We start from the raw sequence: 26251 nt of genomic DNA, 5'->3' as shown, positions 1-26251 counted from the left end.
GCGGGCGCGGCAGGGATGAGGCGTGATCGAGCAGGCTTACAGCGCGTAGGGCTGTCATGGCGTGATCTCGATGGTTTGTTGTTCTTGTTGGTTAAATTGGTAATACCAATTTACAGTGAAGCGAGGTCAGGTTAAAAGTTGCTCAATTGACTGTCAAATCGAGTGGCTAAGACTTTGGTCGTAGAGTGCCTGCTTGTTCAGCGAAAGGGCGCGCTATAGGCTTGCCTCCTGAGGCCTTCAGCCTGGTCAAACCAATGGAGATGTGGGTGATGGAAGTAGGTCAGGTGCGGCAGCGTCGTCTCTCCGATGACATCGTCGCGCAACTGGAAACCATGATTCTCGAAGGCACCTTGCGTGCCGGTGAGAGGCTGCCCGCAGAACGTGCGCTGGCCGAGCAGTTCGGCGTGTCTCGTCCGTCCCTGCGTGAAGCGATCCAGAAGTTGGTAGCCAAGGGGCTGCTGATCAGTCGCCAGGGTGGCGGTAACTATGTCGCTGAATCGCTTGGCTCGACCTTCAGCGACCCGCTACTGCAACTGCTAGAGCACAAGGAAGATGCCCAGCGTGACCTGCTGGAATTCCGCCATACGCTGGAAGGCTCCTGCGCCTACTACGCGGCCAGGCGCGCCACCGATATCGACCGACAGCGCCTCACCGAAGCGTTCGAAGCCTTGCAGGATTGCTACGCGCGAGTCGGCAAGGTGACTCGTGCCGAGGAGGGGGCGGCCGATGCGCGCTTTCACCTGGCGATTGCCGAGGCCAGTCATAACGCGGTGCTGCTGCACACCATCCGTGGTCTGTTCGACTTGCTCAAGCGCAACGTGGTGACCAACATCGGCGGCATGTATGCCCAGCGTGAGGAGACCCGCGACATGTTGATCGGGCAGCACCGCGAGTTGTACCAGGCGATCATCGAAGGTCGCGCGGAGGATGCTCGCGAGGTTTCCAACCAGCACATCGACTATGTGCAGGAAGTGCTCTCGGAAGTGCAGCTGGAAGCCCAGCGTGTGGCGCGTGCGCAGCGCCGGCTAGGCCTGTAAGAAGCAACGAGCCCAGGCGATCAATCATCACCTGGGCTAAGAAGTGGGGAGGATGTTCAGTCTTCCTTGCCCTTGCTGCGCATCGCGCGCTGAACTTCGCGGTCGGCGTCACGTTCCTTCTCGGTGTGGCGCTTGTCGAAGTCCTTCTTGCCCTTGGCCAGGGCAATTTCGCATTTGACCAGATGCTGCTTCCAGTACAGCGACAGTGCCACGGCGGTGTAGCCCTTCTGCTGTACTGAGCCGAACAGCTTTTCCAGCTCGCGCTTGTTCAGCAGCAGTTTGCGCGTGCGGGTCGGGTCGGCGATGACGTGGGTGCTGGCGGTTTTCAGGGGCGCGATGTGGCAACCCATCAGCCAGGCTTCATCGTCCTTGAGCAGTACGTAGCTGTCGACCAGCTGTGCCTTGCCGGCACGCAGGCTCTTCACTTCCCAGCCGGACAGCACCAAGCCGGCCTCGAACTTGTGTTCGATGAAATAGTCATGCAGCGCCTTTTTGTTCAGCGCGATGGTGCCTTGAGGATGTTTCTTTTGCTTAGCCATAGGGCGCGCATTATAGGGAGTCGTCCGCGCCTGCGCCATGGGGCGTTACCGAGCCAAACTTGAGCCCATGCCGCTAATCTCCGACAATGTGCGATCTTTTTTCCCGCAGTATGGGGTCTTGGCCGTAATGGCGAGCGACAAAGTTTCGATTCACGGTGCCTGGGCCAGTCGCTGGGTATTCATTCTGGCGGCGACCGGCTCGGCAGTCGGTCTCGGCAATATCTGGAAATTCCCCTATATGACAGGGGTCTATGGCGGCGGTGCGTTCGTCGTCATGTACCTGTTCTGCATTGCCCTGGTGGGTGTGCCGATCATGCTGGCAGAAACCATGATCGGTCGCCGCGGCCGGCAGAGCCCGGTCAATGCGATGAAGAGTCTGGCGATCGAAGCCGGAGCCTCCAAGCACTGGTCGCTGGCTGCGCTGATGGGGATGGTCGCCGCTCTACTGATTCTGTCCTTCTACAGTGTGGTGGCTGGTTGGTCGCTGGATTACATCATCGGTATGGGGCGTGGCGACTTCACCGGTATCAGCGCCGATGGCGCAGGTGCGGCGTTCGGCGGTCTGACTTCCGACCCGTGGCGCCTGACCTTGTGGCACAGCCTGTTCATGCTGGGGACCGGCTTCGTCATCGCCAAGGGCGTGGTGGCAGGCCTGGAGCGCAGCCTGCGCATAATGATGCCGCTGCTGTTCGTGCTGCTGCTGGTGCTGCTGGGTTACAGCTTCACCACCGGACATTTCCGCGAAGGTTTCGATTTCCTCTTTCATTTCGATCCGAGCAAGGTGCAGGACGGCATCCTCGCCGCCATGGGCCATGCGTTCTTTACCCTGAGCGTGGGTGTCGGCTCGATCATGGTCTACGGCGCCTATATGCCGAAGAAGGCTTCGATCGGCGCCACGGTACTGACCGTTGGTGTGCTCGATACCCTGGTGGCGTTGACTGCGGGCCTGGCCCTGTTCCCCATCGTCTTTGCCGCCGGTCTGGAGCCGGGTGGTGGCCCGGGGCTGATGTTCGTCACGCTGCCGATTGCCTTCGGCAATATCGCCTTTGGTCAGGTGATGGGGTTGATCTTCTTCGTACTGGTGGCCGTGGCAGCATGGAGCTCCTCAATTTCCATGCTGGAGCCGGCCGTGGCCTACTTCGTCGAAAAAACCGGGCGCAGTCGCGCGCAGGTAACCGCCGCGCTGGCGCTGCTGTGCTGGCTGGTGGGGATGGGTACGGTGCTGTCGTTCAACCTCTGGGCTGAGGCCAAGTTCTTCGTTTTCGCCGAGGATGGTTTCCATCTGCTGCAGTGGGGCGCCGAAGGCGGCAAGACCTTCTTCGACAGCATTGATTACCTCACCAGCCGTATCCTGCTGCCGCTGGGCGGTCTGGCTTTCGCCATGTTCGCCGGTTGGGTGTTGAGCCGTGACGCTGTGCGTGACGAGCTGTCCATCAGAAGCCCGCTGCTGTTCAATTTGGCCCTCTGGCTGATTCGCGTCGTGGCGCCAATCGGCGTCCTGATCGTTTTCATCGCGGAGCTGAGCAAGTAAATGGCTACTCGAATTCAGCGTTCGGCGTTACTGCCTTATCCGGCGCAGGCACTGTTTGATCTCGTCAACGATGTTGCCGGTTACCCGCAGTTTCTGCCCTGGTGCCGCGCCAGTGAGGTATTGGAGGTCAGCGAGACGCATATGCTGGCCAGCCTCGAAGTGGCCAAGGGCAGCATCGGTCAGCGCTTCGTCACGCGCAATGTGCTGCAGCCAGGGCAGCGTATCGAGATGAATCTGCAGGAAGGACCTTTCACCAGTCTCCATGGCGTCTGGGAGTTCAAGGCGCTGGGTGACAAGGCCTGCAAGATCAGCCTGGACCTGACCTTCGACTACGCCGGGCCGCTGGTGCGTGCCACGCTGGGGCCGCTGTTCAATCAGGCGGCCAATACCATGGTCGATGCCTTCTGCCAGCGAGCCAAGCAGTTGTATGGATAAGCCCAGTATTGCCATTGAGGTGGTCTACGCCCTTGCCGAGCGGCAGAAGCTGCTGCGCTTGTCCGTACCGGCCGGCACCACGGTGCGCGAGGCCGCACTACGCTCTGGTATGCAGCAGTTCTTTCCGGAACTGGATCTGAGCCAGGCGCCGCTGGGCATTTTTGGCAAGGCGGTAGGCAAACCGGAAGAGCGAGTGCTGGAGGAAGGTGAGCGCGTCGAGATCTATCGGCCGCTGATCGCCGACCCGAAGGAGGTACGCAAGCAGCGTGCAGCCAAAGCCAAGGCCAGGGAAGAGGGCGAAGAACCGGCGTGATGATGGCGAGTCGGTAGGCTAGGCAGGCCCAGATGCGAAAAAGCCCGGATTCGATCCGGGCTTTTTAGTGTCCGCGTATTACTGCGGATTGGTGTCCAGCGGCTCAGGTGTCGGTACCGGGACGGTTTCGACCTGATCCACCTCGCGCTGGATCTGCTCCAGCAACGAGCCGGGCGCTGGCGGCGTTTCATCCTGTGGTTTGGCTTGCGGCTGGGCACTGCTGGTGTCGCCGCCTTCGCCCATGATCGCCTGGTCACGGCTTACGCCGGGCATGAAGTCGCCGGCCAGGCCAACCAGCTGGTCGCTGCCGTCGAACACCAGGCTGACGCGTTCCTGCAGGCGCTGACGGCCGCCAGGCTGGATGCTGTACAGATAATCCCAGCGATCGGCATGGAAGGTGTCGGTGATCAGCGGGTTACCCATGATAAACCGCACTTGGCGTCGGGTCATTCCCGGGCGCAGCTGGTCTATCATGTCCTGTGTCACGACATTGCCCTGTTGAATGTCGATCTTGTAAACCCCGGGGAATGAACAACCGGCGAGTGCGAAGAGCCCGGTCAGCGACAGGCTGGTCAGCAAGAGCTTGGTTTTTTGCATCGGAGGGTGACTTCCACTATCTTGGGCAACTTGAACCCCGGATCATACCCGTATTGAAGGGTGCTGCGAAGCAGCATCCATGAGAAAGCAGACCATGGTTGAAAATAACGAACTGCGCAAAGCTGGACTGAAGGTGACTCTGCCACGAGTCAAAATCCTGCAAATGCTGGATAACGCCGAGCACCGCCACATGAGTGCGGAGGATGTCTACAAAGCGCTGATGGAGGCCGGTGAGGACGTCGGCCTGGCCACCGTATACCGCGTGCTGACTCAGTTCGAGGCCGCTGGCCTGGTGGTGCGTCACAACTTCGATGGCGGCCATGCCGTATTCGAGCTGGCTGATAGTGGCCATCACGACCATATGGTCTGCGTCGACTCCGGCGAAGTGATCGAATTCTTCGACGCCGAGATCGAGAAGCGCCAGAAAGAGATCGTCAAGGAGCACGGTTTCGAGCTGGTTGACCACAACCTAGTGCTGTACGTGCGCAAGAAGAGCTGATTCTTCTGCGGCAATCAAAAAGGCGCCCCTAGGGCTAATGCCAGTCAGTTAAGCACTACAGCTTGACCTTCTGCGCGCTGAAACGAAAATCCGATGCTTGTTTTGAGCATCGGATTTTTTATGCGACTTTCCCGCGCCTTGGCACTGACTCACGAAGCGGCTTCTGCCACCCACTCCCTTGACGAGCTGGGGCGCTGCTTGATCCAGACCTAGTTAGCACCGCACTGGAAACGGCGGGAGTGGCGACCCTGCGTAAGCGACGTCTCCCTCTTGAAGCCATGATCTGGTGCGTGATCGCCATGGCGTTGTTTCGCCGGATGTCGGCCTGGGATGCCGCGAGCCGTATGGGCATCATGCTGCCTGGGCAGAAGCCATTGGTAGCACCCAGTGCAATCGTGCAAGGTCGCCAGCGTTTGGGCAGCGCTGCGGTGCGAGGCAACATCCCTCGCTACCTGGCCGAACTACAGGCCTCGGCCACGCACTACGTCCTACCTCATCGTCGTGAGGATCGCAGTTATCCGCGAGCGGTCAAGCCCGGCCGTCCAAGTATCCGACCAGAAATAAAAATGCCAGTCAGCTTAACTGACTGGCATTAGGCTACTGCCGGCTTTTTCATGTTTTCAGTTGTTATTGACGGGGGGGCGGACACCGATTTCCGCGGTTAGCTCCAGCGATTTGCCGTTGCGCAGTACCTCGATGCGAATCTTGTCGCCAGGCTTGGTGCGCGCTACCTGGTTCATCGAACGCCGGCCGTCGCTGGCCGCTTCGCCGTCGATGCTGAGAATCAGGTCGCCAGGCTGCAGGCCGGCTTTCTGCGCTGGGCCGTCGCGATAGACCCCGGCGACGACAATGCCAGGGCGGCCATCGAGGCCGAAGGACTCGGCCAGTTCCGGCGTAAGTGGTTGCACCTCGACACCCAGGTAGCCGCGAATCACCTGACCATGTTCGATGATCGCCTGCATCACTTCCATCGCCAGTTTCACCGGTATGGCGAAGCCGATGCCCTGCGAGCCGCCGGACTTGGAGAAGATCGCGGTGTTGATGCCAACCAGATTGCCGTGGGCATCGACCAACGCACCGCCGGAGTTGCCCGGGTTGATTGCCGCATCGGTCTGGATGAAGTCTTCGTAGGTGTTGAGGCCCAGCTGGTTGCGCCCGGTGGCGCTGATGATGCCCATGGTCACGGTCTGGCCGACGCCGAAGGGGTTGCCGATGGCCAGGGTGACATCGCCGATGCGAATCCTGTCGGAGCGCCCGAGGGTGATCGCCGGGAGATTGGGCAGGTCGATCTTCAAGACCGCGAGGTCGGTTTCCGGGTCGTTGCCGATCACCCGTGCCAGGGTTTCGCGGCCATCCTTGAGGGCGACGACGATCTGGTCGGCACCGCTGACCACGTGATTGTTGGTCAGCAGGTAGCCTTCACGGCTCATCAGCACGGCCGAGCCCAGGCTCGATTCCATGCGCTGCTGGCGGGGCAGGTTGTCGCCGAAGAAGCGCCGGAAGGTTGGGTCTTCGAACAGCGGATGAGCGGGTTTGCTTACCAGCTTGGTGGTGTACAGGTTGGCCACTGCAGGCGAAGCGGTGTCGACGGCTTCGGCGTAGGATACCGGGCCTTCCTGCAGGCGGCTGTAGAGCGGGGCCTGCACCAGCTGCACTTCCTGGCGTGGCAAACCGACCCATTCCGGGTAGCGCTGGATCAGCAGGAGTGCGAGCAGCACGCCAACCAGCAGGGGCCAACCGAGAAAACGCAGTGCCTGGGGCATCGAGACAATCCTGAGAGTTGCAGGGGCCAAATCCGGCCCTTAAGGTGGCGCATTATAGTGAGGTGCTCGCCAATTAGGCAGCGGCCCGCAACAGCTTGTGAGGAATCTTCATGGCCATTGTCCTGACCACGCTAGTGGAAGAAGCTGACGCTTTTCTTAATGCGTCGCGCATCAGTGATTACTGCCCCAACGGCCTGCAGGTCGAGGGTCGTCGGCAGGTCCGCCGCATTGTCAGTGGCGTCACCGCCAGCCAGGCGCTGATCGAGGCTGCGATCGAGGCCGAAGCCGATGTGCTGCTGGTGCATCACGGCTATTTCTGGAAGGGTGAGAACCCCTGTGTCACTGGCATGAAGCAGCGTCGCCTGAAAGCGCTGCTGGCCAACGATATTAGCCTGCTGGCCTATCACCTGCCATTGGATGTGCACCCCGAGGTGGGCAACAACGTGCAGCTCGCACGGCAGTTGGGCATCGTCGTCGAAGGGCCACTGGAGCCGGAAAATCCGCGTACTGTTGGCCTCGTCGGCTCGCTGACCGAGCCCGTGAGCGCCGTCGATTTCGCCCGCCACGTGCAGCAGGTGCTCGGGCGTGAACCGCTGCTGGTGGAGGGCGAAGGGCTGATCCGTCGCGTCGGCTGGTGCACCGGTGGTGGGCAGGGCTACATCGATCAGGCGGTAGCGGCCGGGGTCGATCTGTACTTGACCGGCGAAGCCTCGGAGCAGACCTTCCACAGCGCGCGGGAGAATGGCGTGAGCTTCATCGCCGCTGGTCATCACGCCACCGAGCGCTACGGCGTGCAGGCGCTGGGTGATTATCTGGCGCGTCGCTTCGCCCTTGAACACCTGTTCATCGACTGCCCCAATCCGGTCTGAATCATCCAGACGGGTAGGCATAACGCTAGAACGTTTCGATCTAACTGGCGCCCTGAGTATAAGCAGGTGCTGTGGTAGAGTGCGCGCTCGTCCACGGCCCGCCGGCCCCATAACAGCAATCCGTGAGTAGCCATGCTCGACAAATTGACCCATCTCAAGCAGCTGGAGGCGGAAAGCATCCACATCATTCGTGAAGTGGCCGCCGAATTCGATAACCCGGTGATGCTCTATTCCATCGGTAAGGATTCAGCCGTGATGCTGCATCTGGCCCGCAAGGCATTCTTCCCAGGCAAACTGCCGTTTCCGGTGATGCACGTCGACACCCGCTGGAAATTCCAGGAGATGTACAGCTTTCGCGACAAGATGGTCAGCGAGATGGGCCTGGACCTGATCACCCACATCAACCCCGATGGTGTGGCGCAGGACATGAATCCCTTCACCTACGGCAGTGCCAAGCACACCGACGTGATGAAGACTGAAGGCCTCAAACAGGCGCTGGACAAGTACGGTTTTGACGCCGCCTTCGGTGGCGCGCGTCGCGACGAAGAGAAGTCGCGTGCCAAGGAGCGCGTGTACTCCTTCCGCGACAGCAAGCACCGCTGGGACCCGAAGAACCAGCGCCCCGAGCTGTGGAACGTGTACAACGGCAAGGTGAAGAAGGGCGAGTCGATCCGCGTTTTCCCGCTGTCGAACTGGACCGAACTGGACATCTGGCAGTACATCTACCTGGAGCAGATTCCAATCGTGCCGCTGTACTTCGCTGCCGAGCGCGAAGTGATCGAGAAGAACGGCACGCTGATCATGATCGATGATGAGCGCATCCTCGAGCATCTGTCCGATGAAGAGAAGTCGCGCATCACCAAGAAGATGGTGCGTTTCCGCACCCTCGGCTGCTACCCGCTGACCGGCGCCGTGGAGTCCACCGCGACCACGCTGCCGGAAATCATCCAGGAGATGCTCCTGACCAAGACCAGCGAACGCCAAGGCCGGGTCATCGACCACGACCAGGCTGGTTCGATGGAAGAGAAGAAACGTCAGGGCTATTTCTGAGGATCGCGCACCATGAGTCACCAATCCGATTTGATCAGCCAGGACATTCTCGCCTACCTGGCCCAGCACGAGCGCAAGGAACTGTTGCGCTTCCTTACCTGCGGCAACGTCGACGACGGCAAGAGCACGCTGATCGGCCGCCTGCTGCACGACTCCAAGATGATCTACGAAGATCATCTGGAAGCCATCACCAAGGATTCGAAGAAGGTCGGCACCACCGGCGATGACATCGACCTGGCGCTGCTGGTTGACGGCCTGCAGGCTGAGCGCGAGCAGGGCATCACCATCGACGTGGCCTACCGTTACTTCAGTACCGCCAAGCGCAAGTTCATCATCGCCGATACCCCCGGCCATGAGCAGTACACGCGCAACATGGCCACCGGTGCATCCACCTGCGACCTGGCGATCATCCTCATCGATGCCCGTTACGGCGTGCAGACCCAGACCAAGCGCCACAGCTTCATCGCGTCCCTGCTGGGCATCAAACACATCGTTGTGGCCGTCAACAAGATGGACCTCAAGGACTTCGATCAGGGCGTGTTCGAGCAGATCAAGGCCAATTACCTGGCCTTCGCCGAGAAGATCGGTCTGCGCCCCACCACCCTCGAGTTCGTGCCGATGTCGGCGCTCAAGGGCGACAACGTGGTCAACAAGTCCGAGCGCTCGCCCTGGTACACCGGGCAGTCGCTGATGGAGATTCTCGAGACCGTGGAGGTGGCGGGCGATCGTAACTTCGAGGACCTGCGCTTCCCGGTGCAGTACGTCAACCGCCCCAACCTCAACTTCCGCGGTTTTGCCGGCACCCTGGCCAGCGGCATCGTGCGCAAGGGCGATGAAGTCATGGCGCTGCCGTCGGGCAAGACCAGCAAGGTCAAGTCCATCGTCACCTTCGAGGGCGAGCTGGAACACGCCGGTCCGGGCCAGGCGATAACCCTGACCCTGGAAGACGAGATCGACGTATCGCGCGGCGACATGCTGGTGCATGCCGACAATCGTCCGCAGGTCACCGACAGCTTCGAGGCCATGCTGGTGTGGATGGGCGAAGAGCCGATGCTGCCGGGCAAGAAGTACGACATCAAACGCGCCACCAGCTATGTACCGGGGTCGATCCCGAGCATCGTTCACCGTGTGGATGTGAACACCCTGGAGCAGGGGGGCGCCAGCGAGCTGAAACTCAACGAGATCGGTCGGGTCAAGATCGCACTGGATGCGCCGATTGCTCTGGATGGCTACGAATACAACCGCACCACCGGTGCGTTCATCGTCGTCGACCGCCTGACCAATGGTACCGTCGGCGCCGGCATGATCATTGCCGACCCGGTCTCTCATGGCGGCGGACAGCACGGCCGCCTGGCCCATGTGTCTACCGAGGAGCGCGCCTCGCGCTTTGGCCAGCAGCCGGCTACCGTGTTGTTCACGGGGCTTTCTGGCGCCGGCAAGAGCACCCTGGCCTATGCCGTCGAGCGCAAGTTGTTTGACATGGGCCGCGCCGTATATGTGCTCGATGGCCAGAATCTGCGTCATGACCTGAACAAGGGCCTGCCGCAGGATCGCGCCGGGCGTGCCGAGAACTGGCGCCGTGCCGCGCACGTGGCGCGTCAGTTCAACGAGGCGGGGATGATTGCCCTGGCCGCCTTCGTCGCCCCGGATGCAGAAGGGCGTGAGCAGGCCAAGGTGCTGATCGGTCGCGAGCGTGCGCTGACCGTTTATGTGCAGGCGTCGCCGCAGATTTGCGCCGAACGTGATCCGCAGGGGCTGTACGCGGCCGGTGGTGACAACATCCCAGGCGAGGGCTTCCCTTACGATGTACCACTGGATGCCGATCTGGTGATCGACACCCAGTCGCAGTCGGTCGACGAGGGCGTCAAGGCGGTGTTGGATCTGCTGCGTAGTCGCGGCGCGATCTGACATTCGCGATGCTGCATGAAGAGCCCCGCTTATTAGCGGGGCTCTTCGTTTGTGGGGTGTCTTTTGTAGGAGCGAATTCATTCGCGATATGGGCTTACGATGATCGCGAATGAATTCGCTCCTAACGTCCCGCGTAGCCCACAACCGCGCCCAATAAAAAGCCCGGCAAAATCAGACTGTGTGAAAACCTAGCAGTCTGAGAGCAAGCTGAAGACAATGCCTCCATCAGTCGATGGGGGCATTGTCGTTTATGGGCTACATCCAGGGCGAAGGTCGTCAGCAAAGCAGCCTGTTTCCTCCCACATTGGAGGAGCTGGTGCCGGAGGATCACCTGGTACGGGTGATCGAGGCCTATGTCGCCCGCCTGGATCTGCAGGCTCTGGGTTTCAGCAAGGCCGAACCACTCAAGACTGGACGTCCTGGCTATGATCCAGCGGATCTACTCAAGCTTTATCTGTACGGTTACTTCCAGCGCATCCGCTCCTCCCGGCGCCTGGAAGCTGAGTGCCAACGCAATGTCGAGGTGATGTGGCTGCTGGGCCGATTGGCACCGGATTTCAAGACCATTGCTGATTTTCGCAAGGACAACAGCGCTGCTTTTCAGGCGACCTGCCGCACCTTCGTCCAGTTCTGTCGCCAGGTGGGGCTGATCAGTGGGCAACTCGTGGCCATCGATGGCAGCAAGTTTCAGGCGGTAGCGTCGCAACGCAAGCACCTGAGCCTGACGAAGCTCAAGCGTCAACAAGGCAAGCTGGAGGCGCAGATCGCCCGTTATCTGGCCGAACTGGGCGAGGCTGACCGCAGTGAGGCCGCTGAAGTGGTTGATCGCAGTGCGGTCAAGGCTGCACTGCAGCAGCTGGAGAGCCGACATGCCGATAACCTGACAGCCCAGGCGTTGATGGAGGTACAGGGGCTGGAGCAGTTCGTCGTGGGTGAGAGCGAGGCGCGCATGATGCGTACCCACCAGGGGGCTCGCGTGGCTTATAACGTGCAAAACGCGGTGGATGGCGAGCATGGGCTGATCGTGCATCATGCTGTCACTCAGGGCAGCAGCGATAACCAGCAACTGGAACCTATGGCCAAGGCCGCCCAGGCGATCCTGGCGCAGGAAGATCTGACGGTTACAGCCGATGCGGGCTACTCCAGTGGTGAGCAGTTTCAAGCGTGTGATGATGCTGGGATTACGGCCTATGTGCCGGAGAATCGGGGCATAAATAACAAGGGCGACGACACGCCGCTATTCGATCGCAGCGCCTTCAGCTACGACGCAGAAAACGACCAGTACCAATGCCCTGCAGGCCAATGGTTACCGCTCAAGCAGGTAAACGGCCTACAGCGCATTTATGCTCTACGCGGCGACTGCACGGCTTGTCCATTGAAATCACGCTGCACCAAGGCTAAACGTCGACAAGTGACTCGGCATGTCCATGAGGCCGCATTCGAGCGCATGCATCAGCGGATGCAGGTGCATCCAGAGATGATGGTCAGGCGCCGATCCATCGTCGAACATCCCTTCGGCAACCTGAAGCAATGGATTTTGGGTAATGGTCGCTTCCTGCTCCGACAACTGCAGGGCGCTCGGACGGAAATGGCCCTGGCGGTCAACGCCTACAACCTGAAGCGTGCCATCAATGTGATGGGTGCCCGTCGGTTGATTGAGCTGTTGGGGTAAATCCCGCTTTCCATTTCCAAGCATCAAAAACACCAACGCCCCGAACCAGTCGGGGCGTTGGATTTTTCTGGCGTCAGTGCGTTTTCACACGCTCTGAATGGCGGGGCTCGGTGTTTCTGGCTGATGGGTTACTTCTTCAGCCCGTAGCTCTCATCCAGCATGCCGGGGCCGTCGCTTTTCGGCGCGTAGTCCTTGGGCATTTCGTGGTTCTTCGGCGGGGTCAGGCGCTCGCGCTTCTCGCCTGTCTCGGTGCTATTCAGGGTGGCCAGCAGGCGTTGACGAGTCAGCTCGTCCAGGGCCAGGCGGTTGGCGCCGTCGGACAGGTGCTCCTGCACGTCCTGATAGCTCTGGGTGAGTTTCTTCACCAGGCTGGCGGTGGTGTTGAAGTGGGTCACCACTTCGCTCTGGTAGGCCTCGAAGCGTGCCTGCATTTCATCCATCTGCCGCTGCGTACGGCCCGGTGCAGCATTGGGGGCCAGGCGGGCGAGCAGAAAGCCCACGGCGATGCCGACCACCAGGGTCAGGGCGGGTATCAACCAGGCTGTAACGGTCTGTTCCACGAGTCCTTCCTCTCAAAACGGCTTTGCTTTACGTTAGCGGCTCGAACCTGCGCTGTATACGTTTACCTCGCAGGCAGTTTGCTAGACGAGTCGACCCGTTGCGGGGTCACGGAGTTCAGTGTTGCTCAGTCGCGAAACCCCTCTTTTCATTCAAGGCCCCGTGGGTCAACTCGAAGCCCTTCTGCTGGAGGTGCCGGACGCCCGAGGCGTGGCGCTGCTCTGCCACCCCAACCCGGTACAGGGCGGTACCATGCTCAACAAGGTGGTGAGCACGCTGCAGCGCACCGCGCGTGACTGTGGTTATCACACATTGCGATTCAATTATCGCGGCGTCGGCGCCAGTTCCGGTAGCCATGACATGGGCACCGGCGAGGTCGACGATGCCGATGCCGTCGCGGCCTGGCTCAAGGAGGAATACCCGAACCTGCCTGTCACGCTGCTGGGTTTCTCCTTCGGTGGCTTCGTCGCCGCAGCGCTGGGCGCGCGCCTGGAGGCGCAAGGCCAGGTGCCGAGCAAGTTGTTCATGGTGGCGCCGGCGGTGCATCGCCTGACTGCCGAGGTGCCGCCGGCCAGCCAGTGCCCGCTGGTGGTGATACAGCCTGATGCCGACGAGGTGGTCGAACCACAGGCCGTGTACGACTGGTCGACCAATCTCGGGCGTGCCCACGAGCTGCTGAAAGTGGCAGAATGCGGTCACTTTTTTCACGGCAAGCTGACGGACTTGAAGGACATCCTTCTGCCGCGTTTATAAAAAACCGTCATTCCCGCGCAGGCGGGAACCCAGAAGGCCGCAGCACCCAGGCTCCCGCCTTCGCGGGAGTGACGGCAAATGAAGGCCTACCACGTCATTGCAGCAAGACAAGCGAATTACTATGACCACCCGTATCCTTACCGGTATCACCACCACCGGCACGCCGCACCTGGGCAATTATGCCGGCGCCATCCGTCCGGCCATCGTCGCCAGCCGCGATCCGCAGATGGACTCTTTCTACTTCCTCGCCGACTACCACGCGCTGATCAAGTGCGATGACCCGGCGCGCATCCAGCGTTCGCGTCTGGAAATCGCGGCCACCTGGCTGGCATTGGGGCTGGATACCGACAAGGCGACCTTCTACCGCCAGTCCGACATCCCCGAGATTCCCGAGCTGTGCTGGCTGCTCACCTGCGTCGCCGGCAAGGGCCTGCTCAACCGCGCCCACGCTTACAAGGCTTCGGTGGACAAGAACGTTGAAGCTGGTGAGGACCCGGACGCCGGCGTGACCATGGGCCTGTTCAGCTACCCGGTGCTGATGGCCGCGGATATCCTGATGTTCAACGCGCAGAAGGTGCCGGTCGGTCGTGACCAGATTCAGCACGTGGAGATGGCGCGCGACATCGGCCAGCGCTTCAATCACCTGTTCGGCAAGGGCAAGGACCTGTTCGTCCTGCCCGAGGTGGTGATCGAGGAGGAAGTGGCGACGCTGCCAGGCCTCGACGGGCGCAAGATGAGCAAGAGCTACGACAACACCATCCCGCTGTTCGGCACTGCCAAGCAGCTCAAGGACGCCGTGGCGCGCATCGTTACCGACTCCAAGCTACCCGGTGAGCCGAAGGATGCCGAGGGTTCGCACCTGTTCACCCTGTACCAGGCGTTCGCCAGCCATGCGCAGCAGGCCGAATTCCGGGCCGAGCTGGAAGGCGGTCTGGCCTGGGGCGAGGCGAAGAATCGCCTGTACCGGCTGCTCGAAGACACCCTGGGCGAGGCGCGCGAGCGCTACAACGCGCTGATCGCTCGGCCGGCCGACCTGGAAGATATTCTCCTTGCCGGAGCCGCCAAGGCGCGCAAGATCGCCACGCCGTTCCTTGGCGAGCTGCGCGAGGCGGTGGGCCTGCGTTCGTTCCGCGAGCAGGTGCAAGTCGCTACTGGCGAGAAGAAGAAAGCCGCCAAGAGTGCACGCTTCGTCAGCTTCCGCGATGAGGATGGCAGCTTCCGCTTCCGTCTGCTGGATGCCGATGGCGAGCAACTGCTGCTGTCGAAATCCTTCGCCGATGGCAAGTCGGCCGGCATTATCAACAAACGCCTGCAAGCCGGCGAGCCGCTGGATGTGCGCGTCGAAGGCCAGGTGTTCGCGGTGTGGATCGATGGCGAGAGCGTGGCCAGCAGCCCCGAGTTCGCTGACGGTCAGGCGCTGGAAGATGCCATCGCCCGCCTGCGTGAGGCGTTGGCGCCGCAGGAGTGAGATAGCCGCTTCATACCGGGCGGCGGTTGCCGCCCACGGCAAGATTGCCAATCAACGGGGGCGTCGCTAAAGTGACGCCCCCGTTTTTACTTGCCCGGCTAACGAATCATGACCCCCTTAGAGCGTTATCAGGCCGATCTCAAGCGGCCCGACTTCTTCCATGATGCGGCCCAGGAAAATGCTGTCCGCCATCTGCAGCGTCTGTACGACGAGCTGATTGCGCGCGACCAGAGCAAATCCGGGTTGATGGGCAAGCTGTTCGGCAAGAAGCCGCAGGGGCCGGTCAAGGGCCTGTATTTCTGGGGTGGTGTCGGGCGCGGCAAGACCTACCTGGTCGACACCTTCTTCGACGCGCTGCCGTTCGAGCAGAAGATGCGCACGCACTTCCACCGCTTCATGAAGCGTGTGCACGAGGAGATGAAGACCCTCAAGGGCGAGAAAAACCCGCTGACCATCATCGGCAAGCGTTTCGCCGACGAGGCGCGGGTGATCTGCTTCGACGAGTTCTTCGTCAGCGACATCACCGATGCCATGATTCTCGCCACGCTGATGGAAGAGCTGTTCAAGAACGGCGTTTCCCTAGTGGCCACGTCCAACATCGTGCCGGACGGCCTGTACAAGGACGGCCTGCAGCGCGCGCGCTTCCTGCCGGCCATCGCCCTACTCAAGCAGCACACCGACATTGTCAACGTCGACAGTGGCGTCGACTACCGTCTGCGCGCGCTGGAACAGGCTGAGTTGTTCCACTTCCCGCTCGGCCCAGCTGCCGAGGAGAGTCTGCTGACCAGCTTCCGCAGCCTGCTGCCTGACTGCACCCACATGGTGGAGAACGAGGCGCTGATGATCGAGAACCGCCCGATCCACGCCGTGCGGGTCTGCGAAGACGTGGCCTGGTTCGAATTCCGCGAGCTGTGCGACGGCCCGCGCAGCCAGAACGACTACATCGAGCTGGGCAAGATCTTCCATGCGGTGATCCTGGCCAACGTCGAGCAGATGAGCGTGGCCAAGGACGACATGGCGCGGCGCTTCATCAACCTGGTGGATGAGTTCTACGACCGTAACGTCAAACTGATCATCTCCGCGGAAGTGGAACTCAAGGATCTCTACACCGGTGGTCGCCTGAGTTTCGAGTTCCAGCGCACGCTGAGCCGCCTGCTGGAAATGCAATCGCACGAATTCCTCTCGCGCCCACACAGGCCCTGACGGAAAGCGATATGAAAAAGGCGACCCACAAGATCGCCTTTTTCATCGGTGCTACATGCCCGTATGGTGCGCCATGCGCACCGAAGCCTAGGATATTCTCGACTTGCTCAGTGTGCGCGGCGCAGCCTGCGGACGGCCTTTCAGTTCTTCGCCAGCTTCTGCTGGTGCTGGGCGAGAGTCTTCTGCGCATGCGCCACTTCCAGTGCCTCCATGGCGCTGATCGGCTTGATTGCCACGGCGCGTTTAAGGTGCTCGATGACCTTGTCTTCTTCGTCATCGCCGTACACATAGCTCAGCGCATTTGCATATTCGTAATGGCCGATGGGCAGGTCGTCGCGGGCCTGGAAGCTGCGCTGGAAGTACTGTTCCATGTTGTCTGTGCTGACGCCGTAGGTCATCTTGCCCACCAGTTTGCCGACCTTGCGGATTACCCCAGCTTCGTATCCGCCGTACAGCGCCAGGGCGAAGGGTTGCTTGGGCTGTTTGGCGAGCAGGGCGTCGAGCTCCTGGGGAATCTGCGAGGTGTAGCCACGCTTGAGTACCACCGGCACTGAGAGCTCCTCACCCAGGCGTGCCTTGGCGTAGACGCGGCCGAACTGCGCGACGATATCGGCCTGTATCAGTTCGCCTGCGTCGTCGGTATAGGCAATCACCTCTTCGAGCAGGCGATGTTTCTCGGTTTGATCGGGCACCAGGAACATGGCGTAGATCACCTGGGCGAACATCGCCGGTATCTGGCCGCCGACGCCTAGTGCCATACCCTGTTCCTTGGCCTGGGCGAAGTCGCCGCGAAACATCAGGCGCCAGACCTCCTGCAGTTTCTGCGCACAGGCTTCGGCCTCCTCGGGCTTGCCGCTAAAGCCGGTGCCGGCCGCCACGGTTTTTCCCAGGGCTTGTGGATGTTGGCTGGCCATGCTCACCACCCAGTCGGCGTCAGGGAAGGGATAGTCACCGAAGCCGCGTGTCAGCCGCGGCCAGGCCTGGCGCAGCTTGTCGCCGCTGTAGTCATAGGCGCTCTGGTCGAGGGGAAAGGATTTCCAGTTATCGGCCGCCACAACGCTGAGGCTATAGGTGGCAAGCAGGGCAATCAATAAACGGCGCATGGCGGTGAACCTGTTGTTTTTATGTTCACCGTCGATCATAGGGCGCTGCGGCAGGGCGCCAACCTAACCAAGGGTGGGCTGGCGCTTTACCCACTACTTGAAGCCTTGCGGCCTGACTGGGCAGGGCGGCCGTCATGTTTGGTTGTCTTTCTGCTGGAACTGGCGGCGGTACTGGTTGGGTGACAATTCGGTGTGCTGACGGAACAGGCGGGCGAAGAAGCTCGCATCGTCGTAGCCCACTTCGTAGCTGATGGTCTTGATGCTCTTGCGTGTGGAGGAGAGCAGGCTCTTGGCTGTTTCGATACGCAGACGCTGCAGGTAGTGCAGGGGTTTGTCGCCGGTGGCGCCCTGAAAGCGGCGCATGAAGTTGCGGATGCTCATGCCGTGTTCGCGTGCCACGTCCTCGAAGCGGAACTTGTCGGCGTAGTGTTCTTCCAGCCAGTGCTGGATCTGCAGTACGGTGACGTCCTGGTGCAGCTTCTGCCCGCCGAAGCCTATGCGCCCGGGGGTGTAGCTGCGCTGCACTTCGTAGAGGATGTCACGTGCCACGCCCTGGGCCACGCCGGCACCGCAGTAACGCTCGATCAGATAAATATAGAGGTCGCAGGCCGAGGTGACGCCGCCGGCGCAGTACAGGTTGTCGGCGTCGGACAGGTGTTTTTCCTGATTGAGCAGCACCTTGGGAAAGCGTTCGGCGAATTCGCGGAAGAAGCGCCAGTAGGTAGTCGCCTCCTTGCCATCGAGCAGGCCGGCTTCGGCCATCCAGAATACGCCGCTGGCCTCGCCGCAAATCGCCGTGCCATCGGCGTGCTGGTGCTTGAGCCAGTCCAGTACCTGCGGGTAGCGCTTGCACAGGGCGTCGAAGTCGTCCCAGAAGGCGGGCAGGATAATCACGTCGCAGCTGTCGAGGCCGCCGTCCACCGGCAGGCGGACATTGCTGAAGCTGTTCACCGGCAGGCCGTCCGGGCTGACCAGGTGGATCTCGAACGGTGGCGCAAAGCCAAGCCCCTGTTGCTTGGCATAACGGATGCCGGCCATGTGGAAGAAGTCCTTGGCCTGCATCAGGGTGGAAGCGAAGACGCCATCGGTGGCGAGAATGCTGACACGACGCAAGGTCGTACGCGGCTGCGGGATAACCATAGGTATTTGTTCTTATTCAAGGCTAAGTGGTCATGCGACGGCTGGATCGTCTTATTTTTTGGCGTTTGTGTCCAGTGTGACCAAGCGGTTGCTTGGCTAAAGTCGAGGCCTTGTTTTTCTCTTTGCCTCGGATACAGGTAGCGCCATGATCCCCAGAACAATATTCAGCTCCGACCATGAATTGTTTCGCGACAGCGTGCGCAAGTTTCTCGAGCAGGAGGCCGTTCCCCATCACCATCAGTGGGAGAAAGACGGTCATGTCGATCGCGCGCTGTGGAACAAGGCGGGTGAGGCCGGCATGCTCTGCTCGCATATCCCCGAAGAGTACGGCGGCATGGCAGCCGATTTCCTCTACAGCACCGTGGTGATCGAGGAGATAGGGCGCCTGGGGCTGACTGGCATTGGCTTCTCCCTGCACTCGGATATCGTCGCGCCCTACATCCTGCACTACGGTAGTGAGGCGCAGAAGCAGCATTACCTGTCCAAACTGGTGAGCGGCGAGATGGTCACGGCCATCGCCATGACCGAGCCGGGCGCCGGTTCCGACTTGCAGGGTGTAAAGACAACCGCTGTGCTCGATGGCGACGAGTACGTGATCAACGGCTCGAAGACCTTCATCACCAACGGCTGGCTGGCCGATCTGGTGATCGTCGTGGCCAAGACCGACCCGAAGGCAGGCGCCAAGGGCACCAGTCTGTTCCTGGTCGAGGCCAACACGCCCGGGTTCTCCAAGGGCAAGCGCCTGGAGAAGGTCGGCATGAAGGCGCAGGACACCTCCGAGCTGTTCTTCCAGGATGTGCGCGTACCCAAGGAGAACCTGCTGGGCCAGGCCGGCATGGGCTTCGCCTACCTGATGCAGGAGCTGCCGCAGGAGCGCCTGACGGTGGGCATCGGCGCCCTGGCTTCGGCCGAGGCGGCGCTCAAGTGGACGCTGGACTACACCCGTGAGCGCAAGGCATTCGGCAAGGCCGTGGCGGATTTTCAGAACACTCGCTTCAAACTGGCCGAGATGGCGACGGAAATTCAGGTTGGACGGGTGTTCATCGACCGCTGCCTGGAATTGCACCTGCAGGGCAGGCTCGACGTGCCGACGGCGGCGATGCTCAAGTACTGGACCACCGACCTGCAGTGCAAGGTGCTCGATGAGTGCGTACAGCTGCATGGTGGCTACGGCTTCATGTGGGAGTATCCGATTGCGCGAGCCTGGGCTGACGCGCGCGTGCAGCGCATCTATGCCGGCACCAACGAGATCATGAAGGAGATCATTTCCCGCTCGCTGGTGTGATTGGGCGGCGGTTCGCGGGGCGAACTCAGGCGCAGCCCCGCGGCTCCAAGGCAGAAATGCCTGGAGAGCCTCATGACCCGATTTAGCGATCTGGCCGCCTCCCCATTTGCGGGCTGGGACGGTAGCCCAGCGGCTGCCCGCGAGTTGCAGACGCAACTGGCTCGGCAAGTACGCCTGGAAGACGACTATCCGCCGCTACGGCGTGTGGCGGGCGTGGATGTAGGCTTCGAGGAGGGCGGCGCCATCACCCGCGCTGCCGCAGTGCTGCTGGACGCCGATACTCTGCAGCCTTTGGCCGAATGCGTGGTGCGCATCCCCACCAGCATGTCCTACGTGCCGGGGCTGCTGTCCTTTCGCGAATTGCCTGCTTTGCTGCGGGCCTTGGCTGATCTGCCGCACGTACCGGATATCGTCTTCGTCGACGGCCATGGCATCGCCCACCCGCGCGGCTTGGGCATCGCTGCACACCTGGGTGTGGTCAGCGGCTTGCCGACCATTGGCGTGGCCAAGAAGGTTCTTACGGGGCATCACGCCGAGCTGGATGAGTTGCGAGGTTCGCGCGTCGAGCTCCTGAGCAGGAGAGGCGAGCGAATTGGCTGGGTGTTGCGCAGCAAGGATCGCGTGCGGCCACTGATCGTCTCGCCGGGCAATCGGGTCAGTCTCGAGCGTGCGCCGGAACTGGTCATGGCCTGTGTCCGGCGTCACCGCTTGCCCGAGCCGACCCGACTGGCTGATCGCCTGGCCTCGCGACGCGATGCCAGGCGTGATCAGCCTTCACTCTTTTAAGGGGCGGGGTTGGGTTGCGCTTTGTGGATCGCCTCGATGCCTGCAAGCACTTCTTCGGAGAGCTTCAGCTCGGCGCTGGCCAGGTTGCTGTCCAGTTGCTCCAGGCTGGTAGCACCGATGATGTTGCTGGTCACGAATGGCTGCGCGGTGACGAACGCCAGGGCCATTTGCGCTGGATCCAGGCCGTGTTCGTGAGCCAGGGCGACATAGCGTGAGCAGGCCGCTTCGGCTTCCGGATTGGTGTAGCGGGCGAAGCGGCTGAACAGGCTGATGCGTGCGCCAGCCGGGCGTGCACCGCCTTCGTACTTACCGCTGAGCATGCCGAATGCCAGGGGGGAATAAGCCAGTAGGCCGCACTGCTCGCGAATCGCCACCTCGGCCAGGCCCACCTCGAAGCTGCGATTGAGCAGGTTGTAGGGGTTCTGTACCGATACCGCGCGCGGCCAGCCGCGGCTCTCGGCCAGTTGCAGGAACTTCATCGTGCCCCACGGCGTTTCGTTGGACAGGCCGATATGGCGGATCTTGCCGGCCTTGACCTGTTCGTCGAGCACTTCCAGGGTTTCTTCGAGTGGTGTGAAGTCGGTTTCCCGGTGCTTGTAGCCAAGCTGGCCGAAGAAGTTGGTCGGCCGTTCCGGCCAGTGCAACTGATAGAGGTCGATCCAATCGGTCTGCAGGCGTTTGAGGCTGGCATCCAGGGCGGTGACGATGTGCTGGCGGTTGAACTTCAGCTGGCCGTCGCGGATATGGCTGATGCCATTGCCGGGGCCGGCGATCTTGCTGGCCAGAATCCAGTCGGCGCGGTCGCCACGCTGTTTGAAATAGCTGCCGATGATCTGCTCGGTCTTGCTGTAGGTTTCGGCGCGCGGCGGGACCGGATACATCTCGGCGGTGTCGATGAAGTTGATGCCGCTGGCCTTGGCCCGCTCGATCTGGGCATGGCCTTCGCTCTCGCTGTTCTGCTCGCCCCAGGTCATGGTGCCCAGGCACAGTGCGCTGACATCGAGATCGGTTCGGCCTAGCTTGCGGTATTCCATGAGGTGCTCCTTCGGCAAAAGAGTCATACAAGCAGGTTGAAATTTTTTTCGCAATCAGGATAATCCGGCACCTCTTTCTGCGGTGGAAGTGATGCGCCGCCTGCCGAAGAATCTTGCCGTATTGTGGACGCGCTGACCCGAGCCCCCGATAGCGTCTGTATGCGGCTGCCTTTGACTTGTCAAAGTACGCACTATCCAGTAAGATCCGCCGTCTATTTTTGCTGGGCGGCCCCTGAGGCTATAAAGAATGAAAACTTTTACTGCTAAACCGGAAACAGTAAAACGCGATTGGTTCGTCGTTGATGCTGCTGGCAAGACCCTGGGTCGTCTGGCCACCGAAATCGCGAGCCGTCTGCGTGGCAAGCACAAGCCTGAGTACACTCCTCACGTTGATACCGGCGACTACATCGTCGTAATCAATGCCGAGCAGGTGCGTGTGACTGGTGCCAAAACCAGCGACAAGATGTACTACTCCCACTCCGGCTTCCCGGGCGGCATCAAAGAGATCAACTTCGAGAAGCTGATCGCTCGTGCTCCTGAGCGCGTGATCGAGACTGCGGTCAAAGGCATGCTGCCGAAGAACCCGCTGGGTCGCGACATGTATCGTAAGCTGAAGGTGTACAAGGGTGCTGTTCACCCGCACACCGCTCAGCAGCCCCAAGAACTGAAGATTTAACGGAATAGTTCATTATGTCGGCGACTCAAAATTACGGCACTGGCCGTCGCAAGACCGCAACCGCGCGCGTTTTCCTGCGTCCGGGTACTGGTAACATCTCGATCAACAATCGCACCCTGGACACCTTCTTCGGTCGCGAAACTGCTCGCATGGTCGTGCGTCAGCCGCTGGAGCTGACCGAGACCGTCGAGAAGTTCGACATCTTCGTCACCGTTGCTGGTGGTGGTGTCAGTGGTCAAGCTGGTGCTATCCGTCACGGCATCACTCGCGCTCTGATCGAGTACGACGAAACCCTGCGCAGCCCGCTGCGTAAAGCTGGTTACGTTACTCGCGACGCCCGTGAAGTCGAGCGTAAGAAAGTCGGTCTGCGTAAAGCGCGTAAGCGTCCGCAGTACTCGAAGCGTTAATCGCGACTACGCTTCCAAAAGCGCCCAGTTTCCTTACGGAGCTGGGCGTTTTTTATGGGCATGGCAAAATGCTGCGACAACGTGCCGCATACGTGTAAGCCGCATCCTCCAAGGCTTTCGCCGCCCTCTTCGGGGGTAATTACCTTGTCAGAAAAGGGGCTTTTCTTTACCATTTGGCGAATTTTTTGCGCGGCCCGATTTTTACTTAGTAGAGGCCTGAACAACAGGCCACAAAGCTGATGGGAGACGACTGAATGAGCAATGACGGCGTGAATGCAGGCCGGCGTCGCTTCCTGGTTGCAGCCACCTCCGTGGTGGGTGCTGCAGGGGCGGTAGGTGCTGCGACTCCGTTCGTGGGGTCATGGTTCCCCAGTGCAAGGGCCAAGGCGGCCGGTGCACCGGTGAAGGTGAACGTCAGCAAGATCGAGGCGGGTCAGCAGATGGTTGCTGAGTGGCGCGGTCAGCCGGTATTCATCGTGCGCCGCACTGAGGAGATCCTGGCCAACCTGACCAAGATCGAAGGTAGCGTGGCTGACCCCGAATCCGCTGCCTCCGTGCAGCCGGAGTACGTGGACAAGAAGACCCGTTCGATCAAGCCCGAACTGCTGGTCCTGGTTGGCCTGTGCACCCACCTGGGCTGCTCGCCGTCCTTCCGTCCGGAAGTGGCACCGGCCGATATGGGGCCGGATTGGGTTGGCGGCTATTTCTGCCCCTGCCATGGTTCCCGTTACGACCTCGCCGGTCGCGTGTACAAGGCGCAGCCGGCGCCGTTGAACCTGCCGGTGCCGCCATACAGCTACGAGACGGATGACATCATCGTCGTCGGTGTGGACCAGGAGAAGGCCTGATGAGCAAATTCATGGAATGGGTGGATGCGCGCTTCCCCGCCACCAAGATGTGGGAAGATCATCTCTCCAAGTACTACGCACCGAAGAACTTCAACTTCTTCTACTTCTTTGGCTCGCTGGCACTGCTGGTGCTGGTCAACCAGATCGTTACCGGTATCTGGCTGACCATGAGCTTCGAGCCTTCGGCTGAGGGTGCTTTCGCCTCCGTCGAATACATCATGCGTGACGTCGAGTACGGCTGGATTCTGCGCTACCTGCACTCCACCGGCGCTTCGGCGTTCTTCGTGGTGGTCTACCTGCACATGTTCCGTGGCCTGCTCTATGGTTCCTACCAGAAGCCACGTGAGCTGGTGTGGATCTTCGGCATGCTGATCTATCTGGTGCTGATGGCCGAAGCCTTCATGGGCTACCTGCTGCCGTGGGGCCAGATGTCCTACTGGGGCGCCCAGGTGATCATCTCGCTGTTCGGTGCCATTCCGGTGATTGGCGATGACCTGACTCAGTGGATCCGTGGTGACTACCTGATTTCCGGCATCACCCTGAACCGCTTCTTCGCCCTGCACGTGATCGCGCTGCCGATCGTCCTGCTCGGCCTGGTCGTGCTGCACATCCTGGCGCTGCACGAAGTAGGTTCGAACAACCCGGACGGTGTCGACATCAAGAAATTCAAGGACGAGAACGGTGTACCGCTCGACGGCATCGCCTTCCACCCTTACTACACCGTGAAAGATATCGTCGGCGTAGTGGTGTTCCTGTTCGTGTTCTGCTTCGTGGTGTTCTTCTTCCCGGAGATGGGTGGTTACTTCCTCGAGAAGCCGAACTTCGAAGCGGCCAACCCGTTCAAAACACCTGATCACATCGCCCCGGTTTGGTACTTCACCCCGTTCTACGCGATCCTGCGTGCGGTACCGGACAAGCTGCTCGGCGTTATTGCCATGGGCGCTGCCATCGCGGTGCTGTTCGTGCTGCCCTGGCTCGACCGTAGCCCGGTCAAATCCATGCGCTACAAGGGGTGGCTGAGCAAGATCTGGCTGGTGGTGTTCTGCATTTCCTTCGTCATCCTCGGCGTACTGGGTGTGCTGGCTCCGACCCCGGGTCGTACTCTGCTGTCGCAGGTGTGCACCTTCCTGTACTTCGCGTACTTCATCCTGATGCCGTTCTACACCAGGATGGAGAAGACCAAACCGGTTCCGGAAAGGGTGACTGGCTGATGAAAAAGCTCTTCGCTGCATTTGTTTTCGCTGCGCTGCCGGCTCTGGCCATGGGCGCTGCCAGCAACTACCCGCTGGACAAGGTCGACATCGATCTGGCCGACAAGGCTGCCATGCAGGACGGCGCGCGTACCTTCGCCAACTACTGCATGGGCTGCCACTCGGCCCAGTACCAGCGTTACGAGCGTGTTGCCGATGACCTCGGCATCCCGCACGAAATCATGCTGGACAACCTGGTGTTCAACGACGCCAAGATCGGCGACCACATGAAGATCGGCATGAAGCCGGACGACGCCAAAGCCTGGTTCGGTGCTGCTCCGCCCGACCTGACCCTGGTTGCTCGTGTACGTGGTAACGACTGGCTGTACACCTACCTGCGCACCTTCTACGCAGACCCGAGTCGTCCGCTGGGCGCCAACAACAAGGTGTTCCCGAATGTGGGTATGCCCAACGTGTTGGTTGGCCTGCAAGGTAACCAGGTCATCGGCTGCAAGCAGGTTCAGGTCGTCACCGACGGCAAGAAGCAGTTCGACCCGCTGACCGGTGCACCGATCACGCACGAGGCCTGTGATCAGTTGACCGTCGAGGCGAACACCGGTGCGCTGAGCGAGGCCGAGTTCGACGAGAAGGTGAAGAACCTGGTGACCTTCCTGGCCTATTCGGCCAACCCGGTCAAGCTGAAGTCCCAGCGTATCGGCACCTATGTGCTGCTGTACCTGGCGTTCTTCTTCGTGTTCGCCTACCTGCTCAAGCGCGAGTACTGGAAGGACGTGCATTAAACCGTTGCGGTTCTCTGCATATACCTGCGCGCCCTTATGGGCGCGCAGGTTTTTGTGCCCTGTCATTCCGGGTGGCCACCTTGCGGTGTGTTACTTGCAACTTCAAGAATTGCCCTTGGCAATTTTCGTGTTTCTACAAAATCAAAAAAAGCGAGGAGGATCGCCATGGCGGTGACCAATAGGTTGACCTGCTACTCCGACCCCGCCGACCACTATTCCCATCGCGTGCGTCTGGTGCTCGCCGAGAAAGGTGTCAGCGTCGAGATCATCGATGTCGAGCAGGGCCGTTGTCCGCCCAAGCTTGCCGAGGTCAATCCCTACGGCAGTGTGCCTACGCTGGTCGATCGTGACCTGGCGCTGTACGAATCGTCCGTGGTGATGGAGTATCTGGACGAGCGCTATCCGCATCCACCACTGCTGCCGGTCTATCCGGTTGCTCGCGCCAACAGTCGTCTGCTGATGCATCGTATCCAGCGTGACTGGTGTGTGCTGGTCGACCGTATTCTCGACAAGCGCAGCAAGGAGGCCGAGCGTCAGTTGGCGCGCAAGGAGCTGCGCGAAAGCCTGACCGGTGTATCGCCGCTATTCGCAGACAAGGCATTCTTTCTCAGCGAAGAGCTGAGTCTGGTGGATTGCTGTCTGTTACCCATTCTCTGGCGTCTGCCTGTTCTGGGTATCGAACTGCCGCGTCCGGCCAAGCCGCTGCTCGACTATATGGAGCGTCAGTTCGCTCGTGAGGCCTTTCAGGCCAGTCTTTCCGCTGCCGAGCGCGCGATGCGCTAAGAAG

The 26251-nt window shown here is 60.7% G+C and carries 28 protein-coding genes; 21 read left to right on the top strand and 7 right to left on the bottom strand.

All coding sequences use genetic code 11. The features are described from left to right. Window positions 1-269: 269 nt before the first annotated feature. On the top strand, window positions 270-1037 hold the full coding sequence (locus AAEQ75_RS03570) for an FCD domain-containing protein (RefSeq protein ID WP_143507573.1): 768 nt from the start codon (window positions 270-272) through the stop codon (window positions 1035-1037). A gap of 56 nt (window positions 1038-1093) precedes the next feature. Here the strand turns inward: AAEQ75_RS03570 and smpB are convergent, their stop codons facing one another. Beyond that, window positions 1094-1576 (bottom strand): SsrA-binding protein SmpB, encoded by a 483-nt coding sequence (smpB, locus tag AAEQ75_RS03565; protein ID WP_099526116.1) that lies wholly within the window; start codon window positions 1574-1576, stop codon window positions 1094-1096. 127 nt (window positions 1577-1703) lie between these two features. Here smpB and AAEQ75_RS03560 point away from each other — a divergent pair, with 127 nt between their 5' ends. Genes AAEQ75_RS03560 through AAEQ75_RS03550 form a run of 3 tightly spaced genes read left to right on the top strand, consistent with a single transcriptional unit; the run spans window position 1704 to window position 3855 of the window. Then, a complete protein-coding gene (locus tag AAEQ75_RS03560; RefSeq protein ID WP_143507572.1) occupies window positions 1704-3107 on the top strand; it encodes a sodium-dependent transporter in 1404 nt (467 codons plus the stop codon). Next, window positions 3108-3542, top strand: coding sequence for a type II toxin-antitoxin system RatA family toxin (locus AAEQ75_RS03555; RefSeq protein ID WP_055987035.1), 435 nt, complete (start codon window positions 3108-3110; stop codon window positions 3540-3542). After that, complete coding sequence (locus AAEQ75_RS03550; RefSeq protein ID WP_106735375.1) at window positions 3535-3855, top strand: RnfH family protein; 321 nt, start codon at window positions 3535-3537, stop codon at window positions 3853-3855. The genes AAEQ75_RS03555 and AAEQ75_RS03550 overlap by 8 nt, the downstream gene beginning before the upstream one ends. 78 nt (window positions 3856-3933) lie before the next feature. On the opposite strand, the gene AAEQ75_RS03545 is transcribed toward AAEQ75_RS03550, so the two are convergent. Further along, entirely contained in the window at window positions 3934-4452 is a 519-nt protein-coding gene (locus AAEQ75_RS03545) for an outer membrane protein assembly factor BamE (RefSeq protein ID WP_099526113.1), read from the bottom strand. 94 nt (window positions 4453-4546) lie between these two features. Between AAEQ75_RS03545 and fur the strand changes: the two genes are divergently transcribed. Together fur and AAEQ75_RS21880 are read left to right on the top strand one after the other, a co-directional pair. Next, window positions 4547-4951 carry a ferric iron uptake transcriptional regulator gene (fur, locus tag AAEQ75_RS03540; RefSeq protein WP_003240531.1) on the top strand — a complete coding sequence of 135 codons (405 nt, stop codon included), beginning with the start codon at window positions 4547-4549 and terminating at the stop codon, window positions 4949-4951. 239 nt (window positions 4952-5190) lie between these two features. After that, entirely contained in the window at window positions 5191-5547 is a 357-nt protein-coding gene (locus tag AAEQ75_RS21880) for a transposase domain-containing protein (RefSeq protein ID WP_430523443.1), read from the top strand. 24 nt (window positions 5548-5571) lie between these two features. On the opposite strand, the gene algW is transcribed toward AAEQ75_RS21880, so the two are convergent. Further along, window positions 5572-6714 carry a Do family serine endopeptidase AlgW gene (gene algW, locus AAEQ75_RS03535; protein WP_179575623.1) on the bottom strand — a complete coding sequence of 381 codons (1143 nt, stop codon included), beginning with the start codon at window positions 6712-6714 and terminating at the stop codon, window positions 5572-5574. Window positions 6715-6824: 110 nt separating this feature from the next. Here algW and AAEQ75_RS03530 point away from each other — a divergent pair, with 110 nt between their 5' ends. The 4 genes from AAEQ75_RS03530 (at window position 6825) to AAEQ75_RS03515 (ending at window position 12213) form a co-directional block, all read left to right on the top strand. Further along, complete coding sequence (locus AAEQ75_RS03530) at window positions 6825-7583, top strand: Nif3-like dinuclear metal center hexameric protein (RefSeq protein WP_343350900.1); 759 nt, start codon at window positions 6825-6827, stop codon at window positions 7581-7583. Window positions 7584-7715: 132 nt separating this feature from the next. Further along, window positions 7716-8633, top strand: coding sequence for a sulfate adenylyltransferase subunit CysD (cysD, locus tag AAEQ75_RS03525; protein WP_343350899.1), 918 nt, complete (start codon window positions 7716-7718; stop codon window positions 8631-8633). A 12-nt stretch (window positions 8634-8645) separates the two neighbouring features. Then, window positions 8646-10541 carry a sulfate adenylyltransferase subunit CysN gene (cysN, locus tag AAEQ75_RS03520; RefSeq protein ID WP_343350898.1) on the top strand — a complete coding sequence of 632 codons (1896 nt, stop codon included), beginning with the start codon at window positions 8646-8648 and terminating at the stop codon, window positions 10539-10541. Between the two features lie 250 nt (window positions 10542-10791). After that, window positions 10792-12213 (top strand): IS1182 family transposase, encoded by a 1422-nt coding sequence (locus AAEQ75_RS03515; protein WP_343352326.1) that lies wholly within the window; start codon window positions 10792-10794, stop codon window positions 12211-12213. A 128-nt stretch (window positions 12214-12341) separates the two neighbouring features. Here the strand turns inward: AAEQ75_RS03515 and AAEQ75_RS03510 are convergent, their stop codons facing one another. Continuing rightward, entirely contained in the window at window positions 12342-12773 is a 432-nt protein-coding gene (locus AAEQ75_RS03510; protein WP_099522471.1) for a YhcB family protein, read from the bottom strand. A 121-nt stretch (window positions 12774-12894) separates the two neighbouring features. Between AAEQ75_RS03510 and AAEQ75_RS03505 the strand changes: the two genes are divergently transcribed. The 3 genes from AAEQ75_RS03505 (at window position 12895) to zapE (ending at window position 16195) form a co-directional block, all read left to right on the top strand. After that, complete coding sequence (locus AAEQ75_RS03505; protein ID WP_343350897.1) at window positions 12895-13524, top strand: alpha/beta hydrolase; 630 nt, start codon at window positions 12895-12897, stop codon at window positions 13522-13524. Between the two features lie 121 nt (window positions 13525-13645). Further along, window positions 13646-14992 (top strand): tryptophan--tRNA ligase, encoded by a 1347-nt coding sequence (locus AAEQ75_RS03500; protein ID WP_343350896.1) that lies wholly within the window; start codon window positions 13646-13648, stop codon window positions 14990-14992. Window positions 14993-15100: 108 nt separating this feature from the next. Beyond that, entirely contained in the window at window positions 15101-16195 is a 1095-nt protein-coding gene (zapE, locus tag AAEQ75_RS03495; RefSeq protein ID WP_343350895.1) for a cell division protein ZapE, read from the top strand. A 140-nt stretch (window positions 16196-16335) separates the two neighbouring features. On the opposite strand, the gene AAEQ75_RS03490 is transcribed toward zapE, so the two are convergent. Continuing rightward, on the bottom strand, window positions 16336-17298 hold the full coding sequence (locus AAEQ75_RS03490) for a hypothetical protein (protein WP_343350894.1): 963 nt from the start codon (window positions 17296-17298) through the stop codon (window positions 16336-16338). Between the two features lie 132 nt (window positions 17299-17430). After that, entirely contained in the window at window positions 17431-18336 is a 906-nt protein-coding gene (locus AAEQ75_RS03485) for a GlxA family transcriptional regulator (protein ID WP_343352324.1), read from the bottom strand. A gap of 247 nt (window positions 18337-18583) precedes the next feature. Here AAEQ75_RS03485 and AAEQ75_RS03480 point away from each other — a divergent pair, with 247 nt between their 5' ends. Both AAEQ75_RS03480 and nfi read left to right on the top strand, forming a co-directional pair. Further along, window positions 18584-19723: an acyl-CoA dehydrogenase family protein gene (locus tag AAEQ75_RS03480; protein ID WP_343350893.1), complete on the top strand. Its 1140-nt coding sequence runs from the start codon at window positions 18584-18586 to the stop codon at window positions 19721-19723. Between the two features lie 72 nt (window positions 19724-19795). Then, the gene (gene nfi / locus AAEQ75_RS03475; protein WP_343350892.1) at window positions 19796-20509 is read left to right on the top strand and encodes a deoxyribonuclease V; all 714 of its coding nucleotides are present in this window, start codon (window positions 19796-19798) and stop codon (window positions 20507-20509) included. On the opposite strand, the gene AAEQ75_RS03470 is transcribed toward nfi, so the two are convergent. Beyond that, window positions 20506-21543, bottom strand: a complete 1038-nt coding sequence (locus tag AAEQ75_RS03470; RefSeq protein ID WP_343350891.1) for an NADP(H)-dependent aldo-keto reductase — start codon at window positions 21541-21543, stop codon at window positions 20506-20508. The genes nfi and AAEQ75_RS03470 overlap by 4 nt on opposite strands. Window positions 21544-21790: 247 nt before the next feature. Here AAEQ75_RS03470 and rplM point away from each other — a divergent pair, with 247 nt between their 5' ends. The 6 genes from rplM (at window position 21791) to AAEQ75_RS03440 (ending at window position 26247) form a co-directional block, all read left to right on the top strand. Then, window positions 21791-22219, top strand: a complete 429-nt coding sequence (rplM, locus tag AAEQ75_RS03465; protein WP_037004174.1) for a 50S ribosomal protein L13 — start codon at window positions 21791-21793, stop codon at window positions 22217-22219. A 14-nt stretch (window positions 22220-22233) separates the two neighbouring features. Beyond that, window positions 22234-22626, top strand: a complete 393-nt coding sequence (gene rpsI, locus AAEQ75_RS03460; RefSeq protein WP_003459292.1) for a 30S ribosomal protein S9 — start codon at window positions 22234-22236, stop codon at window positions 22624-22626. 254 nt (window positions 22627-22880) lie between these two features. Next, on the top strand, window positions 22881-23474 hold the full coding sequence (petA, locus tag AAEQ75_RS03455; protein WP_099522463.1) for a ubiquinol-cytochrome c reductase iron-sulfur subunit: 594 nt from the start codon (window positions 22881-22883) through the stop codon (window positions 23472-23474). Continuing rightward, window positions 23474-24685, top strand: coding sequence for a cytochrome b (locus AAEQ75_RS03450; RefSeq protein WP_099522462.1), 1212 nt, complete (start codon window positions 23474-23476; stop codon window positions 24683-24685). The genes petA and AAEQ75_RS03450 overlap by 1 nt, the downstream gene beginning before the upstream one ends. Next, window positions 24685-25464 carry a cytochrome c1 gene (locus AAEQ75_RS03445; protein ID WP_106732766.1) on the top strand — a complete coding sequence of 260 codons (780 nt, stop codon included), beginning with the start codon at window positions 24685-24687 and terminating at the stop codon, window positions 25462-25464. The genes AAEQ75_RS03450 and AAEQ75_RS03445 overlap by 1 nt, the downstream gene beginning before the upstream one ends. A 165-nt stretch (window positions 25465-25629) precedes the next feature. After that, complete coding sequence (locus AAEQ75_RS03440) at window positions 25630-26247, top strand: glutathione S-transferase N-terminal domain-containing protein (RefSeq protein ID WP_125836004.1); 618 nt, start codon at window positions 25630-25632, stop codon at window positions 26245-26247. The last annotated feature ends 4 nt before the right edge of the window (window positions 26248-26251 follow it).

Origin of the sequence: Pseudomonas sediminis (assembly GCF_039555755.1) — a bacterium.
GTDB classification, from domain to species: Bacteria; Pseudomonadota; Gammaproteobacteria; order Pseudomonadales; family Pseudomonadaceae; genus Aquipseudomonas; species Aquipseudomonas mendocina_D.
Note: the sequence above shows the minus strand (reverse complement) of the source record. Positions and strands in the feature narration are given on the sequence as shown.

Bases quoted from the DNA above. Each gene is read 5' to 3' on its own strand.
- AAEQ75_RS03570 (WP_143507573.1), top strand. From the start codon at position 270: ATGGAAGTAGGTCAGGTGCGGCAGCGTCGTCTCTCCGATGACATCGTC.
- smpB (WP_099526116.1), bottom strand. From the start codon at position 1,576: ATGGCTAAGCAAAAGAAACATCCTCAAGGCACCATCGCGCTGAACAAA.
- AAEQ75_RS03560 (WP_143507572.1), top strand. From the start codon at position 1,704: ATGGCGAGCGACAAAGTTTCGATTCACGGTGCCTGGGCCAGTCGCTGG.
- AAEQ75_RS03555 (WP_055987035.1), top strand. From the start codon at position 3,108: ATGGCTACTCGAATTCAGCGTTCGGCGTTACTGCCTTATCCGGCGCAG.
- AAEQ75_RS03550 (WP_106735375.1), top strand. From the start codon at position 3,535: ATGGATAAGCCCAGTATTGCCATTGAGGTGGTCTACGCCCTTGCCGAG.
- AAEQ75_RS03545 (WP_099526113.1), bottom strand. From the start codon at position 4,452: ATGCAAAAAACCAAGCTCTTGCTGACCAGCCTGTCGCTGACCGGGCTC.
- fur (WP_003240531.1), top strand. From the start codon at position 4,547: ATGGTTGAAAATAACGAACTGCGCAAAGCTGGACTGAAGGTGACTCTG.
- algW (WP_179575623.1), bottom strand. From the start codon at position 6,714: ATGCCCCAGGCACTGCGTTTTCTCGGTTGGCCCCTGCTGGTTGGCGTG.
- AAEQ75_RS03530 (WP_343350900.1), top strand. From the start codon at position 6,825: ATGGCCATTGTCCTGACCACGCTAGTGGAAGAAGCTGACGCTTTTCTT.
- cysD (WP_343350899.1), top strand. From the start codon at position 7,716: ATGCTCGACAAATTGACCCATCTCAAGCAGCTGGAGGCGGAAAGCATC.
- cysN (WP_343350898.1), top strand. From the start codon at position 8,646: ATGAGTCACCAATCCGATTTGATCAGCCAGGACATTCTCGCCTACCTG.
- AAEQ75_RS03515 (WP_343352326.1), top strand. From the start codon at position 10,792: ATGGGCTACATCCAGGGCGAAGGTCGTCAGCAAAGCAGCCTGTTTCCT.
- AAEQ75_RS03500 (WP_343350896.1), top strand. From the start codon at position 13,646: ATGACCACCCGTATCCTTACCGGTATCACCACCACCGGCACGCCGCAC.
- zapE (WP_343350895.1), top strand. From the start codon at position 15,101: ATGACCCCCTTAGAGCGTTATCAGGCCGATCTCAAGCGGCCCGACTTC.
- AAEQ75_RS03490 (WP_343350894.1), bottom strand. From the start codon at position 17,298: ATGCGCCGTTTATTGATTGCCCTGCTTGCCACCTATAGCCTCAGCGTT.
- AAEQ75_RS03485 (WP_343352324.1), bottom strand. From the start codon at position 18,336: ATGGCCGGCATCCGTTATGCCAAGCAACAGGGGCTTGGCTTTGCGCCA.
- AAEQ75_RS03480 (WP_343350893.1), top strand. From the start codon at position 18,584: ATGATCCCCAGAACAATATTCAGCTCCGACCATGAATTGTTTCGCGAC.
- nfi (WP_343350892.1), top strand. From the start codon at position 19,796: ATGACCCGATTTAGCGATCTGGCCGCCTCCCCATTTGCGGGCTGGGAC.
- AAEQ75_RS03470 (WP_343350891.1), bottom strand. From the start codon at position 21,543: ATGGAATACCGCAAGCTAGGCCGAACCGATCTCGATGTCAGCGCACTG.
- rplM (WP_037004174.1), top strand. From the start codon at position 21,791: ATGAAAACTTTTACTGCTAAACCGGAAACAGTAAAACGCGATTGGTTC.
- rpsI (WP_003459292.1), top strand. From the start codon at position 22,234: ATGTCGGCGACTCAAAATTACGGCACTGGCCGTCGCAAGACCGCAACC.
- petA (WP_099522463.1), top strand. From the start codon at position 22,881: ATGAGCAATGACGGCGTGAATGCAGGCCGGCGTCGCTTCCTGGTTGCA.
- AAEQ75_RS03450 (WP_099522462.1), top strand. From the start codon at position 23,474: ATGAGCAAATTCATGGAATGGGTGGATGCGCGCTTCCCCGCCACCAAG.
- AAEQ75_RS03445 (WP_106732766.1), top strand. From the start codon at position 24,685: ATGAAAAAGCTCTTCGCTGCATTTGTTTTCGCTGCGCTGCCGGCTCTG.
- AAEQ75_RS03440 (WP_125836004.1), top strand. From the start codon at position 25,630: ATGGCGGTGACCAATAGGTTGACCTGCTACTCCGACCCCGCCGACCAC.